Below are 14,142 nucleotides of genomic sequence, written 5' to 3' on the forward strand. Positions count from 1 at the left end.
TGCGGACCTTCGCGACGCACCAGCCCATGACGACAGCCCACACGATGAAGACGATGGACGGCCTACACGTGAACGCCACGGCCGGCAACGAGATGGGCCGAGAGTCCACCCACTTCGCCGCCTTTGACGAGGTGCCCGAGGGGCACTTCTACGACCCCGACGCCGAGTACGAGCCCGACCCCGAGTACGCGGCCACCCTCGCACCCGACGCTGCCCGTCAGCGCCGCGAGCGGATCGGCCCGACGGGACGGCCCCTGCCGTACTTCCCGATCCCCGGTCCGCTCACGGACCACGGACCCGCGAAGATCATCGCGATGTGCAACCAGAAGGGCGGCGTCGGCAAGACCACGTCGACCATCAACCTGGGTGCCGCGCTCGCCGAGTACGGACGACGGGTGCTGCTCGTCGACTTCGACCCGCAGGGAGCCCTGTCGGTCGGCCTCGGCGTGAACCCGATGGAGCTCGACCTCACCGTCTACAACCTGCTCATGGAGCGGGGCATGTCGGCGGACGAGGTCCTCCTCAAGACCGCCGTACCCAACATGGACCTGCTGCCGAGCAACATCGACCTCTCGGCCGCCGAAGTCCAGCTCGTCAGCGAGGTCGCGCGCGAGTCGACGCTCCAGCGCGCCCTGAAGCCGCTGATGAACGACTACGACTACATCGTGATCGACTGTCAGCCCTCGCTCGGCCTGCTGACCGTGAACGCCCTGACGGCGGCTCACAAGGTCATCGTGCCGCTGGAATGCGAGTTCTTCGCGCTCCGCGGAGTGGCGCTGCTGACCGAGACCATCGAGAAGGTCCAGGAGCGGCTGAACCCCGAGCTGGAGCTCGACGGCATCCTCGCCACGATGTACGACTCCCGTACCGTGCACAGCCGTGAGGTCCTCGCGCGCGTCGTCGAGGCCTTCGACGACCACGTGTACCACACGGTCATCGGGCGGACGGTGCGCTTCCCGGAGACCACGGTCGCCGGCGAGCCCATCACCACGTACGCCTCCAACTCCGTGGGCGCAGCCGCCTATCGTCAGCTCGCCAGGGAGGTGCTCGCCCGGTGTCACGCCGAGTGAGTCTGCCCGGCGCCGACGAACTCTTCCGTACGACCGGGGGGACGGCGCTCCAGGCGTCCGCGCCCCGTCGGGCCGTCCCGGCACCCGCGGGCGAGAGCGACACGACGGCGGGCGAGGGCTCCGCGGAGCACACGGCGGCGGACTCCGAGGCGTCGGAGCCGCGCGCCCGGACCTCGGAGCCCGAGGGTGCCGCCGCGCCGAAGCCGGCGACGTCCTCCGCCGCGGTGCCCGCCCCGGCGGCGCGGCGGCGTGGCGGCCGGGCCCCGAACCGGCGGCCCAGCGGCCGTGAGCGCCACGACGAGAAGATCACGGTCTACGTCTCCGCCGAGGAGCTGATGGACCTGGAGCACGCCCGGCTCGTCCTCCGGGGCGAGCACGGTCTCGCCGTGGACCGGGGCCGGATCGTCCGGGAGGCCGTCGCGGTCGTCCTGGCGGACCTGGAGTCCCGAGGCGACGCGAGCATCCTCGTGCGCCGCCTGCGCGGCCGCTGACGGTAGCCTGCGGGCTGCCGCCGCTCCCCGCTCCCCTGGACCTCCATGCACCACACCTCTGACGAAACGTCCCGCCCGCCCCGCCGACGCGCCCTGGGCCGCGGCCCGGCCGACCCGGAGGGACCCACGGCCGCTCAGGCCGCGGGGGCGGGGCGGGACGGCCATGGGGCGCGGGTGGGCGCGGACGGCACCGCCGACGCGGACCGCGCGCCCGGCTCCGCTGCCGACGCTCCGACCGACCGGGCACGTGAGCCCGTGCCCGAGCCTGCGGCCGGCCTGGAGCCCGAGGCTGGGCCTGAGCGTGGGGCTGGGCTGTGGGCCGAACCTGGGCCCGCCGCCCGGGTGCCGGCCGGGCCCGAGTCCGTGCCCGTGACTGCGGCCGGGCCCGAGCCCGGGCCGGTGTCCGTGCCTCCGGGCGGCCCCGAGTCCGAAGCCGGGGCCGAGCCCGTACCCGGCTCCGAGCCCGCGCCCGGGGCCGACGGTGGGGACGGGCGGTTCACCGTGCGGTTGGCCAATTTCGAGGGGCCCTTCGACCTGCTGCTTCAGCTGATCACCAAGCACAAGCTGGACGTCACCGAGGTCGCCCTCTCCCAGGTCACCGATGAGTTCATGGCGCATCTGCGGGCGCTCGGGCCCGAGGGGGATCTTGACCAGACCACCGAGTTCCTCGTCGTCGCCGCCACCCTGCTCGACCTCAAGGCCGCCCGGCTGCTGCCCGCCGCCGAGGTCGAGGACGAGGCCGATCTCGCGCTCCTGGAGGCCCGGGACCTGCTCTTCGCCCGGCTCCTCCAGTACCGCGCGTACAAGCGCATCGCGGCGATCTTCGAGGAGCGCTGGGAGGCCGAGGGCCGCCGCCATCCCCGTACCGTCGGACTCGAACCCCACCACGCCGAGCTGCTCCCCGAGGTCGTCATCTCCATCGGCGCCGAGGGCTTCGCCAGGCTGGCCGTCAAGGCCATGCAGCCCAAGGCCGAGCCGCAGGTGTACGTCGACCACATCCACGCCCCGCTCGTCAGCGTCCGCGAGCAGGCCGCCGTGGTCGTCTCGCTGCTGCGCGAGCGCGGGACCGCGCTCTTCCGGGAGCTCATCGAGGACGTCGGCGACGACACCCTCACCGTCGTCGCCCGCTTCCTCGCCCTCCTGGAGCTCTACCGGGAGAAGGCCGTCGCCCTCGACCAGGAGACCGCCCTGGGGGACCTCACGGTCTCCTGGACGGGCGGGGAGACGGATCCCACGGCGGCAGTGACCGACGAGTTCGACCAGGAGACCACCGCATGAGCGACCTCAAGCCCTCTCTCGAAGCCGTCCTCATGGTCGTCGACGAGCCTGCCACCGAGGCGCATCTCGCCAAGGTCCTGGAGCGCACCCCCCGCGAGGTGGCCGACGCGCTGCGCGAGCTGGCCGACGAGTACACCGTCCAGGGCCGCGGCTTCGAGCTGCGTCAGGTGGCCGGAGGCTGGCGCTACTACACCCGTGCCGCCCACGCCGCGGCCGTCGAGGCCTTCGTCCTGGAGGGCCAGCAGGCCCGGCTCACCCAGGCGGCCCTGGAGACCCTCGCGGTCGTCGCGTACCGCCAGCCGGTCAGCCGTTCCCGGGTCTCCGCGGTCCGCGGAGTGAACTGCGACGGCGTGATGCGGACCCTCCTCCAGAGGGGTCTGGTGGAGGAGACGGGCGCGGAACCCGAAACAGGTGCGATCCTGTACAGGACGACGAACTACTTCCTGGAGCGGATGGGCCTGCGCGGCCTGGACGAACTCCCCGAGCTCGCGCCCTTCCTCCCCGAGGCGGAGGCGGTCGAGCCGGACTCACTGGAAGGGGTCCCGTCGTTCGATCCGGATGCACCGGATCGTGAGGACGACGACGACAAGACGGAAGTTTGATGCGAAGCAGCAGCGGCAGGAACAGCAGCGGAAACAACGGCGGGAGCCGTGGTGGCAACAGCGGCGGCCGCGGCGGCAGCAGCGGTGGCGGCCGTGGTGGCAGCGGCGCCGGCGGTGGCGGCTACCGGGGCTCCGGTGGCGGCAGCGGCAGCGGTGGCGGTGGCGGCTACCGAGGCGGCAGTGGCAGCGGCAGTGGCTCCGGTGGCGGTGGCTACCGCGGCGGCAGCGGCAGCGGTAGCGGCGGAGGCGGCTACCGGGGCGGCAGCGGCAGTGGCAGCGGCAGTGGCAGCGGCGGTGGCGGTGGTTACCGCGGCGGCAGCGGCTCCGGTGGCGGTGGCTACCAGGGCGGCGGCGGCCGTGACGGCCAGAAGAGCCCGAGCAACCCGCGCCGGCCTCGCCCCGAGGAGCGCTCCTACGACGTGAGCCCCCCCGCCGAGGCCCCGAAGAAGGGTCGCGGCTCCGCGGCCCGCGGCGGCGCCAAGGGCGGTCCCAAGGCCCCGCAGGGCGGCATGCCGCCCCGTCGTGGCCCGCACGGCCAGCGCCAGGCCCCGGCCCGCTCGCGCGAGCTCGACGCCAAGATCGAGCAGCGCAACCGGGAGCGGTACGAGAACCGGCCCGAGATCAAGACCCCGAAGACCTTCCCCGGCGCCGAGCAGGAGGGCGAGCGGCTGCAGAAGGTCCTCGCCCGCGCCGGCATGGGCTCGCGGCGTGCCTGTGAGGAGCTCATCGAGCAGGCCCGCGTCGAGGTCAACGGCGAGATCGTCCTGGAGCAGGGCAAGCGCGTCGACCCGGAGAAGGACGAGATCAAGGTGGACGGCCTGACCGTCGCCACCCAGTCGTACCTGTTCTTCGCGCTGAACAAGCCGGCCGGTGTCGTCTCCACCATGGAGGACCCGGACGGCCGCCAGTGCCTCGGCGACTACGTCACCAACCGTGAGACGCGTCTCTTCCACGTCGGCCGGCTCGACACGGAGACCGAGGGCATCATCCTGCTCACCAACCACGGTGAGCTCGCCCACCGCCTCACGCACCCGAAGTACGGCGTGAAGAAGACCTACCTGGCCGCCATCACCGGCCCGCTGCCCCGTGAGGTCGGCAAGCGGCTCAAGGACGGCATCCAGCTGGAGGACGGCTACGCCAAGGCCGACCACTTCCGCGTGGTCGAGCAGACCGGCAAGAACTACCTGGTCGAGGTCACGCTGCACGAGGGCCGCAAGCACATCGTGCGCCGCATGCTCGCCGAGGCGGGCTTCCCGGTCGAGAAGCTGGTCCGTACGGCCTTCGGCCCGATCGGTCTGGGCGACCAGAAGTCGGGCTGGCTGCGCCGGCTCACCAACACCGAGGTCGGCATGCTGATGAAGGAAGTCGGCATGTAAGGCCCCCGGCCCCGCAGGCCCCCGGCCTCCCAGGCCCGCAGGCCCCGGCCTGCTCCACGCGAGAAGCCCGTGACCGTCCGTCGGTCGCGGGCTTCCGTGTTTCCCCTGCGGGGTTTCGGACTTGTGGCCGAAGGCCGCCGACCTTTATAGTCAACATGACTCTTAAGGAGGCGGGCGTGAGCCTCGCAAGCATGCTCGAACCGCTGCAGCGGCCGCTCTTCACCATCCTGGACACCCCGGTCAGCTGGACCGAGGTCCTGGGATTCGGCAGCGGGGCGCTCTGCGTCTGGCTCGTCGCCCGCCAGCACCTCGCGAACTGGCCCATCGGCATCGCCAACAACCTGTTCTTCGTCCTGCTCTTCACGCAGGCCGGGTTGTACGCCGACGCCGGCCTCCAGATCGTCTTCATCACCCTCGCCGCGTACGGCTGGTGGACCTGGACCCACGGGGGTGGACCAGGCTCCGACGTCCTCCCGGTGCGCCGCACCACGCGCACCGAATGGACGTGGCTGCTCACGGCGGGGGTGGTGGGGACCCTCGCCCTCACCCTGCTGCTCGACCGCGCCACCGACTCGACCGTCCCCTTCTGGGACGCCCTGACGACCGCGCTCTCCCTCATGGCCACCTACGGCCAGTGCCGCAAGCGCCTGGAGTCCTGGTGGCTGTGGATCGCCGCCGACGTGGTCTACGTACCGCTGTACGCGTACAAGGAGCTGTACCTGACCTCCCTGCTCTACGTCGGCTTCATGACGCTCTGCGTCCTCGGCCTGCGCGGCTGGACCAAGGACCTCACCGCGCGCCGCGCCCTCCCGGCGGAGGCGACGGCATGAGGCGCTACGGACACGGCCTGGTCCTCGGCAAGTTCTATCCGCCGCACGCCGGCCACCACCATCTCGTCGACACGGCCCTCGCCCGCTGCGAGCGCCTCACCGTCCTCGTCTGCGCCTCCTCCGTGGAGAGCCTCTCCCTGGAGGACCGGGTCGCCTGGATGCGCGAGGTCCACCCCGACGCCCTCGTCGTCGGAGCCGTCGACGACATCCCCGTCGACCTCCACGACCCCGACGTCTGGGACGCCCACATGGCCGTCTTCCGGGCCGCCGTGCCCGAGCGCGTCGACGCCGTCTTCACCTCGGAGCCGTACGGGGAGGAGCTCGCCCGCCGCTTCGGCGCCGAGTCCGTCTGCGTCGACCCCGGGCGCGAGCGCTTCCCCGTCTCCGGCACCGCCGTCCGCGCGGACCCCGCCGGCCACTGGGACTTCCTGGAGCCGCCCGTGCGCTCGGCGCTCACCCGGCGCGTCGTCGTCCTCGGCGCCGAGTCCACCGGCACCACCACCATGGCCCTCGCCCTCGCCGACCACTACCGGCGGCGCGGCGGCGTCTGGGCCAGGACCCGGTACGTGCCGGAGTACGGGCGCGAGTACAGCGAACTCAAACTCGCCGAACTCCGCGCCGAACGCCCCGGCGCCGCATGGGCCGACGTCGCCTTCCACTCCGCCGACTTCCCGGTCATCGCCCAGCGCCAGGCCGAACTGGAGGAGGAGGCGGCCCGCGACGGCTCACCCGTCCTCTTCTGCGACACCGACGCCTTCGCCACCACCATCTGGCACGAGCGCTACATGGGCACCACCAGCCCCGCCACCGGCGAGATCGCCGCCCGCGGCCGGCAGCACCTCTGGCTGCTCACCGACCACCGGGGCGTCGACTTCGAGGACGACGGCCTCCGCGACGGGGAGCACCTGCGGCCCTGGATGACCGCCCGTTTCCTCACCCAGCTCGCCCACAGCGGCCGCCGTACGGCCGTCCTCAGCGGCCCGCACGAGGAACGTCTCGCGGCCGCGGTCGCCGCCGTCGACGCCCTGCTCGCCGAGGGCTGGGAGCTCGCCGACCCTCTGCCGGAGCGTCGATGAGCGCCGACCGAGTGCCGGACGAAGCGCCGGACGAAGCGCCGGACGAAGCGCAGGGCAGGACGCCGGGGGCGGCGTCGGCGGGCGTGCCCGAGGGCTACGACCCGTACGCCTTCGAGCCGTTCGCCGTCACCGTCGACCTCGCCGTCCTCACCCTGCGCGAGGAGCGCCTCCACGTCCTGCTCGTCGAGCGCGGCCAGGAGCCGTACGCCGGACACTGGGCCCTCCCCGGCGGCTTCGTCCTGCCCCGCGAGTCCGCCGAGCGGGCCGCCCGCCGCGAACTCGCCGAGGAGACCGGGCTCTCCGAGGCCACCGTCGCCGGACTCCACCTCGAACAGCTCCGCACCTACAGCGAGCCGGACCGCGATCCGAGGATGCGGGTCGTCTCCGTCGCCTTCGCCGCACTCGTGCCCGACGCGCCCGAACCGCGCGGCGGCGGGGACGCGGCGCAGGCCCGGTGGATGCCGTACGGGACACACGGGCCGCTCGCCTTCGACCACGACCGGATCCTCGCCGACGCCCACGACCGCGTCGGCGCCAAGCTGGAGTACACCTGCCTCGCGACCGCTTTCTGCCCGCCCGAGTTCACCCTCGGCGAGCTGCGGCAGGTCTACGAGACGGTCTGGGGCGTCGAGCTCGACCGCCCCAACTTCCGGCGCAAGGTCCTCGCCACGCCCGGCTTCGTCCAGGCCGTGGAAGGACCGCCGCGCCTCACCGGCGGACGGGGGAAACCGGCCGCCCTCTACCGGGCGGGCGAGGCCACCACCCTCCATCCGCCCCTCCTGCGACCGGAAGGACGATCCACGTGAACCTGACCCGCACCGCGACCAAGCAGGCCGCGACCGGCTCCCTGATCGGGCTGGCGCTCGGCGACGCGCTGGGCTTCCCGACCGAGTTCAAGGACGTGCCGTCGATCCTGGCCTCGTTCGGGCCCTGGCGGGAGATGCCGCTGCCCGTCCGGAACGGGAAGGCGTACGTCACCGACGACACCCAGATGGCGCTCGCCTTCGCCCGGGGCATCCGTACCGCCATGGACCGCGGTGTGCTCGCCCCCCTGCGGCTCGCCAGGCCGGTCCGGGACGAGTTCGTCGACTGGTACCACTCGCCCGAGAACAACCGTGCCCCCGGCAACACCTGCATGCGCGCCTGCGCGCTCCTCGACGGCGACCGGCTCTGGCAGGACGCAAGCCAGCTCGGCTCCAAGGGCTGCGGCGCCAACATGCGGGTCACGCCCATCGGGCTCGTCCCCGGGCTCAGCGAGGAGCAGCGAGCCGGTGCCGCCCAGCTCCAGGCGGCCCTGACCCACGGTCACCCCACCGCGCTCGCCGCCTCCGACCTCACCGCCCGCGCCGTGTACCTCCTCGCCCAGGGCGTGGACCCGGCCGGACTCGTCGGACAGCTGCGCTCGTACGCCTACGAGAACCGCGACCGCTACCACGAGCACTGGCTCGGCGACCTCTGGGCCCGCTCCCAGGACCCCTCCGCGCTCTCCTTCATCCGGCGCGGCTGGGACGAGTGCCTGGGCGTCCTGGAGCGCCTCGACGCCGTCCAGCGCACGGCCGACCCGGAGCTCGACCCCTGTACGTACACGGGAGACGGGTGGATCGCCGAGGAGGCCCTCGCCACCGGGCTCCTCAGCTTCCTCCTCTTCCCCGAAGAGCCCCTCACCGTGCTGCGCCGGGCCGCCTGCACCCGCGGCGACTCCGACTCGATCGCCGCCCTCGCGGGCGCCTTCGCCGGCGCCCACCTCGGCGCGGACGCCTGGCCGAAGGAGTGGGAAGAGGTCGTCGAGTACCGGAGCGACCTGCTGACCTTCGGCGCGCTCTGGGACGCCTGAGTCAGGGAGGCGTGCCGCGCACCCGGCGGACACGCCGGTGCCCCGGCGGGATGTCCGCCGGGGCACCGGTCTCTCGCTGTTCAGCCGTCCGTCAGTCCCACCAGAAGGCCCACTCGGTGGACCCTGCCTGGCCGTTCCCGATCAGCTCGGGGTCACCGAGGTCCGGACAGTAGACGTACTGCTCCACCGCGGCCTCGGCGCGTTCCTCCCGCGTGCGGGGAGGGCGCGCGACGACGAGGTGCAGGTTCGCCGAGTCCGCGAAGAAGAACTCGGCCCCGTACCGCTCGTGCCAGTGCCTCAGCACCGCCACGTGGTCGGCGGGGAGCAGCTCCCGGTCGGGGTGCCCCGACCAGTTCGGCGTCGAGACCAGCCGGGGGAACAGCGCGGGGAGCTCGTAGCCCGCCTCCGCCTCGACGAAGGTGAGCCACAGGGGCCCGCTCTCGTCCCCCGGCGCGGGGAAGGCCGGTGCCGACTCCCGCGGGGCGGCGGAGAGCTCCGCCGCCACCGCCTCCGGAGAGAGGAGCAGTTCGTACTCCGCGATCTCCCGACGATCGGCCTCGTCCCGGGGCGGGACGTGGATGTCGATCATCTCGCGCAGCCGGGCGGCCTTCAGCTCGGCCACGACGTCCGCGGGCACGGACCTGAGCGCCGATGCCAGCAGTTCCCGGCTGCCGCCGCTCCAGGGCCCGCCGCCGCGGTCGTACTCGACCGTCAGCGTCGGGCTCTGGCCGCTGACGAAGGGGACGAGACCGGACCGGTCGTGCCGGTCCCGCCACCACTCCCAGGCGTGGCGGACGGCCGCGTGCTCCACGGGGAAGCCGTGGAGGGCGATGCCGGAGGCGGAGACGGCGACGTCCACGTCCGTGTCCCGCACGGACAGCTGGAGGTGCCGCCGGCTCTCCTCGGCCAGCATCGCCGCGATGGCAGCGTGGTTTCGCACTGCGACCAACCCGTCTATCGGTAGTGGATCGGCTCGATGCCGTCGTCGTGAACGATATAGATCGTCGTCAGGTTGACGGTGCGCCGGGTGTCGCCCGCCCACTTGTCGATGATCGCCCGGCCCTCGTCCGTGTCGAGGTTCTTGAACTTGATGTACAGGGCGTCAGCTCCCTTCTTGTTGGCGTCGGAGAGCTGTTGCATCACGCTCTTCTCCTTCTCGGTCGGAAGGATCTTGAACTCGGAGCGGATGCCGTCCACCCAGGCGTCGAAGCGCTTGTTGCCCTCGGCGCCCGGTGCGGGGATGTTCTCGCCCCGTGAGGCGACGGTGTGTCCCTCCTGCGCGAGCTGGAGCGCCAGGTCGAACTCGTCGTCGGTGAACGCCTCGGTGCCGCCGTCCTTCCAGCCTTCGTCGATGCGGTCGAGGGCCTCGCCGAAGATCTGCTTGGCGGTGAGTTCCCGGAACCAGTCGGAAGTGACCTCCATCGTGCAGGCGACAGTTCCGATCCCGCGTCCCTTGCGGCACCCCTTCTTCGCTTCCTTGACCACCTCGTCGACCTCGTCGCTCTGGGCGAGGTACTCGATGCGCTTCTTCCGGGTCTCGTCCCGTACGTCCTTCTTCCAGTTCTCGTTGCGCTGCTCGTGGTCGACCTTGGCGTACGTCTTCGTGTACGTGTTCGGCTCGTCCGAGGTGTCCTTCACTCCGACGTCCCAGCCGCCGTCGCCCGTGTAGGTGCAGCTGGCACCGTGTTCGAGGCAGTCGTCCGGCTTCAGGCCGGTCGGGTCGGAGAGGGAGACCGGGTTGTTGTCGGAGTAGGTGTAGCCGTGCGTCTGCTGCGGATCGGACAGATCCATCAGCGGGTCGACCGAGACGAAGCGGCCGACGGCCGGGTCGTACTCGCGGGCGCCGAGGTGGGTCAGGCCGGTGTCGGCGTCCTTGGTGCCGCCGACGAAGCCCTTGTCGCCGCGCCAGGCGGCGGGCTGGGCGCCGCGCGTCTCTCCGAAGAGGCCCGTCTTGCGCCGGACCACCGTCTGCGCGGCGTCGGCCGAGACCTGCGTGGAGCCGGTGCCGTGGTGGTCGTTGAAGACGAACGTCAGCTTCCCGCCGCCGCGCATCGCGACGGTCTGGCCGGCGACGCTGTAGTACCGGGTGCCGGTGACCACGCCGGCCTTGTCGAGCGTGAGCTCGTTGCCGCCCGGCAGGTAGAGGGTGGTGCCGGTGGAGTCCCGGCGGATCAGCCGCTCACCGGCGGTGTCGTACAGGTACGAGGTGGTCTTCGTGCCCTGGACGACCGAACCCAGATGCCCTTCGTCGTCCCAGCCGAGCGTCTGGACGGCGGCCGTGCCGACCTTGCGGGTCTCGGTGTTGCCCGCCGCGTCGTAGGTGAAGTTCTCCTCGTGGGGGTCGGTTCCCGTCTGCGTGACCTTGGGAAGGCGGTGGGTTCCGGCCGTGGCGGGCGCGTACGCACGGACCGTGTCGGCGGCCGGGCCGGAGGCCGTGCGGTGCTTGGTCTCCGCCGTGCGGTTGCCGACGGCGTCGTAGGCGTAGGTGGTCCAGTACGCGTCCGGGCCACCGACCGTCGACGTGGTGGGAGCGGCGGCGCAGGTGTCGCCGACGTTGGTCCACGCCTCGGTGATCCGGCGGAGCGAGTCCAGCTGGAAGCACTGGGTGTCGGTGACGCGTGCCGCGTCCTGGCCGAAGGCCGAGGCGAGCGAGGTGATGTTGCCCGCGGGGTCGTACGAGTACCGGACGTCCTCGATCCGCTGGGGCGCCACCTCACGGTCGAGGTAACGGCGCTTCACCGCACCGGTGTGATCGTCGTACTCGTTGCTCACCCAGAGCTGCTGGGCGAACGCCCCGTACTCCTGCCGGGTGTTGCGCCCGTAGTGGTCGTAGGTGTTCGCCGCGATGATCTGGTCGCTGCCCGCGCCGACGGTCCTGAGCAGACCGGAGACGGGGGCGTAGGTGTTGGCGACCTTCTCCGCGGGCAGCCCGCCCGCGGCCGGCTGCATCATCCACATGAGCTGGCCGGTGTTCGCGTTGTACGAGTTGGTCCACTTGTACGTGCCGGCCAGGGCGCCCTCGCTGTCGGGGACGGTGACCTGGCTGAGGGCCGGCTGGTACAGGTTGTTGTACGCGGTGACCGCGGAGACGTACGCCTTGCCTCCGACCCAGCGCGTCGACTTCGACACCCGGCCCTTGGCGACGGTGTCGAACTCCCAGGTGGCGAGGTTCGTGGTGCCTCGCTTCAGGGCGGTCCGCCGGCCCAGCGCGTCGTACTCCGAGGTCAGCGTGATCAGCCGGGCGTCGGTGACACCGATCGCGCGGTCGCCCTTGTCGTACTCGGTCTTGGTCTTGCCCTGGTCGGGGTCCTGCGACTCGACCTTGCGGCCGCGGACGTCGTAGACGTACTTCCAGGTCGCGCCCGACGGGTCCTTGATCTGACCCAGCCGGCCCAGCCGGTCGTAGGTGTAGTGGGTCGACTGGGAGGTGGTGCGGGCGGCGTCCTTGTACTGCTTCTGCTCGACGGTGCGCCCGACGGCGTCGACCACGGCGGTGGTCGCGACGCCGCCCCGGGGCGGGATCACCGTGGTGGAGTCACCGGTGTAGAGGGTCGTGGAGCGCTTGGTCTCGTCACCGAACGTCCGGGAGATGACCGCCGTCACCCGTCCGGCGCCGTCGTACTCGGTGTCGGTGGACGCCGGGTACTTCAGCTCCTGACCGGTGACCAGGGCGGGCTCGGCCGCGCCGGTGGCGAAGTACGAACCGGAGTGCCGCCAGACCTGGCCCCGGGTGTCGTAGAAGGACTCCGAGACGATCCGGCCCGCGCCGTCCTGGGACGGTTCCTGGGTCTGACGGAAGCGCAGGAGTCCGTCGGCGAAGGAGTAGGCCGACTTGTACTGCGCGTCGTGGGTCAGGACCTTCGTCGTGGTGACGATCGGCCCGTCCTTGCGGACGAGGTAGTCGAAGGCGTAGTTGGGCGAATCCGGGTACGTGGTCCGCGACCGGGTCGGCAGCCACACCTTCGTGACCCGGCCGAGACCGTCGTGCGCCGTGCCCGTGACCTTGTTGTTCGCGTCGGTCACCTGGACGGCCTGGCCGCGCAGGGGCTCCAGCGCCGTCGTCACCGTGTGGCCGAGCGGGTTGGTCACGACCATGGAGGTCGGGACTTCGCCGGTGGTCGGAGTGTAGGCGGTCCTGGTGATCTTGCCGTAGGCGTCCGCCGCGGAGAGGGGACGGCCGTAGACGTCGAAGTCTGCGGCGGGGGTGCTGGTCACCGGGTCGTAGCCGGTGCCGGTGCCGTTGATCCGCTCGGTCCTCGTGACGTCGCCCTTGGTCGGCGCGGCGCCGAACGCCCCGCCGTCGTAGGACGTCCGGAGGTCGTCGATGACGTCACCGGGGCGGGCGACGGTGTCCCCGCAGGGGACGGCGACGGTCTCCACACGGCTGACCCGGTCGAGGATGTGGGCGGCCGTGTTGCGCGCGTAGCTCGTCGTCACACAACGCTCGTCGTCCGGCACGGCGGTGTCGCCGGTGAACGACTCGGTGGAGAGCATGCCGTAGGAGTCGAAGTCACGGCTGACCTCGGTCGTGCGCGTACCGCCGGAGACGGTGGTGCGGGTCCGCTCCTTCTGGGTGCCCGTCTTGTACGAGACGAGATCCGGCAGACCGGGACGGGTACGGGTGGCGACCACCGCGGACCGCCACGGGGTGTACGAGGTGGCGGTCACCGGCTTCGAGGTGTCGTCGCCGTTGTACGTCACGCTCTCGCGGACCATGCCCGCGAACTGCTCGCGGTCCGTCACCGCGTCGCCGGCGGAGTCCTTGACGGCCTGTCCGTCACGGCCGCGGAAGTACCGGGTCTCCGAGAGGGTCCTGGGGTCGTCGGCCGCGCCGACTCGGGTCTGCACCCGCCCGTAGCCACGGGCGATCGAGTGCACGCGGTCCTCGGCCTTGGTGAACTCGTCGTCGCTCTTGGCCCAGGCGGCGCCGTCGAGGTAGTCGTACGTGGTCACCTTGTCCGGGGACTCCACGAGGTTGTCGCCCTCGATGACCTGCTTGACCACGTAGGTGTTGAACCAGTCGAGCCGTGCCGTATCGCCCTCGTAAGCCCACTTCACCGGGTAGCAGGACGTGGTGTTGCTCGCGTCGGCCGCCGGGAGCGTGCTGGTGGTGCACCCCGGCTGGGAGTAGGTGACACCGATGGTGCCGCCGGTCTCGGTGGTGATCTGGTAGAGCCTGAGCCGGACGAACGGGGCGAGGCCGTCGCCCGTCTTGTCGACCCGGTTGGCGAGCTGCTGGCTCGCGAAGGTGACGGCCGGCAGCGTGACCGTGCCACCGCTCTTGCCGCTGCGCTGGATGGACTTCAGCCACATCGGGGTGGAGATGCCGTCACCGGAGGGCGGAAAGTTCTGGTCGAGCGTCCAGGTGTCGACGTCCTTGTACGCGCCGCCGGTCAGCACCCGGGTGGTGATCCCGGTCAGCCGCTTCCGGGACCAGAAGCTGGGGGAGTACTGGTCCTTGCACTCCGTCGCGCCGTCCTTGCAGTACAGGTCGTACGGGACGTCGGGCCAGTTGCCGGCGTTGGTCTCGTCGAAGGTGCCGCAGTCGGTCAGGCAGCGTTCGGCGACGCCGAAGTCGACCTGGC

Annotated in this window: 11 protein-coding genes; 9 read left to right on the plus strand and 2 right to left on the minus strand. The window is 71.7% G+C overall.

All coding sequences use genetic code 11. The features are described from left to right. Positions 1-44: 44 nt before the first annotated feature. The 9 genes from ACIP8Z_RS37365 to ACIP8Z_RS37405 all read left to right on the plus strand — a co-directional run bounded on the left by ACIP8Z_RS37365 (position 45) and on the right by ACIP8Z_RS37405 (position 8,557). On the plus strand, positions 45-1,070 hold the full coding sequence (locus ACIP8Z_RS37365; RefSeq protein WP_037637819.1) for a ParA family protein: 1,026 nt from the start codon (positions 45-47) through the stop codon (positions 1,068-1,070). Beyond that, positions 1,055-1,561, plus strand: coding sequence for a hypothetical protein (locus ACIP8Z_RS37370; protein WP_402091453.1), 507 nt, complete (start codon positions 1,055-1,057; stop codon positions 1,559-1,561). The genes ACIP8Z_RS37365 and ACIP8Z_RS37370 overlap by 16 nt, the downstream gene beginning before the upstream one ends. Positions 1,562-1,606: 45 nt before the next feature. Beyond that, positions 1,607-2,839 (plus strand): segregation/condensation protein A, encoded by a 1,233-nt coding sequence (locus ACIP8Z_RS37375; protein ID WP_402091455.1) that lies wholly within the window; start codon positions 1,607-1,609, stop codon positions 2,837-2,839. Further along, positions 2,836-3,441, plus strand: a complete 606-nt coding sequence (scpB, locus tag ACIP8Z_RS37380) for an SMC-Scp complex subunit ScpB (protein WP_055599421.1) — start codon at positions 2,836-2,838, stop codon at positions 3,439-3,441. Before ACIP8Z_RS37375 ends, scpB begins: the two co-directional genes overlap by 4 nt. Next, positions 3,441-4,817 (plus strand): pseudouridine synthase, encoded by a 1,377-nt coding sequence (locus ACIP8Z_RS37385; protein WP_402091459.1) that lies wholly within the window; start codon positions 3,441-3,443, stop codon positions 4,815-4,817. The genes scpB and ACIP8Z_RS37385 overlap by 1 nt, the downstream gene beginning before the upstream one ends. 176 nt (positions 4,818-4,993) lie before the next feature. Next, positions 4,994-5,647, plus strand: a complete 654-nt coding sequence (gene pnuC / locus ACIP8Z_RS37390) for a nicotinamide riboside transporter PnuC (protein WP_402091462.1) — start codon at positions 4,994-4,996, stop codon at positions 5,645-5,647. Next, the gene (locus ACIP8Z_RS37395) at positions 5,644-6,723 is read left to right on the plus strand and encodes an AAA family ATPase (protein ID WP_402091465.1); all 1,080 of its coding nucleotides are present in this window, start codon (positions 5,644-5,646) and stop codon (positions 6,721-6,723) included. Before pnuC ends, ACIP8Z_RS37395 begins: the two co-directional genes overlap by 4 nt. Then, positions 6,720-7,529, plus strand: a complete 810-nt coding sequence (locus ACIP8Z_RS37400) for an NUDIX hydrolase (protein WP_402091467.1) — start codon at positions 6,720-6,722, stop codon at positions 7,527-7,529. Before ACIP8Z_RS37395 ends, ACIP8Z_RS37400 begins: the two co-directional genes overlap by 4 nt. 2 nt (positions 7,530-7,531) lie before the next feature. Next, entirely contained in the window at positions 7,532-8,557 is a 1,026-nt protein-coding gene (locus ACIP8Z_RS37405) for an ADP-ribosylglycohydrolase family protein (RefSeq protein ID WP_402091478.1), read from the plus strand. Positions 8,558-8,648: 91 nt separating this feature from the next. On the opposite strand, the gene ACIP8Z_RS37410 is transcribed toward ACIP8Z_RS37405, so the two are convergent. Both ACIP8Z_RS37410 and ACIP8Z_RS37415 read right to left on the minus strand, forming a co-directional pair. After that, positions 8,649-9,497 carry a DUF4253 domain-containing protein gene (locus ACIP8Z_RS37410; RefSeq protein WP_402091470.1) on the minus strand — a complete coding sequence of 283 codons (849 nt, stop codon included), beginning with the start codon at positions 9,495-9,497 and terminating at the stop codon, positions 8,649-8,651. Between the two features lie 14 nt (positions 9,498-9,511). Further along, on the minus strand, positions 9,512-14,142 hold a 4,631-nt coding region (locus ACIP8Z_RS37415), incomplete at its 5' end, for an RHS repeat domain-containing protein (RefSeq protein ID WP_402091472.1).

The organism is Streptomyces sp. NPDC088553, assembly GCF_044752965.1.
Taxonomy (GTDB): domain Bacteria; phylum Actinomycetota; class Actinomycetes; order Streptomycetales; family Streptomycetaceae; genus Streptomyces.

Coding starts and splice junctions, on each gene's coding strand:
- ACIP8Z_RS37365 (WP_037637819.1), top strand. CDS start 45: ATGAAGACGATGGACGGCCTACACGTGAACGCCACGGCCGGCAACGAG.
- ACIP8Z_RS37375 (WP_402091455.1), top strand. CDS start 1,607: ATGCACCACACCTCTGACGAAACGTCCCGCCCGCCCCGCCGACGCGCC.
- scpB (WP_055599421.1), top strand. CDS start 2,836: ATGAGCGACCTCAAGCCCTCTCTCGAAGCCGTCCTCATGGTCGTCGAC.
- ACIP8Z_RS37385 (WP_402091459.1), top strand. CDS start 3,441: ATGCGAAGCAGCAGCGGCAGGAACAGCAGCGGAAACAACGGCGGGAGC.
- ACIP8Z_RS37395 (WP_402091465.1), top strand. CDS start 5,644: ATGAGGCGCTACGGACACGGCCTGGTCCTCGGCAAGTTCTATCCGCCG.
- ACIP8Z_RS37400 (WP_402091467.1), top strand. CDS start 6,720: ATGAGCGCCGACCGAGTGCCGGACGAAGCGCCGGACGAAGCGCCGGAC.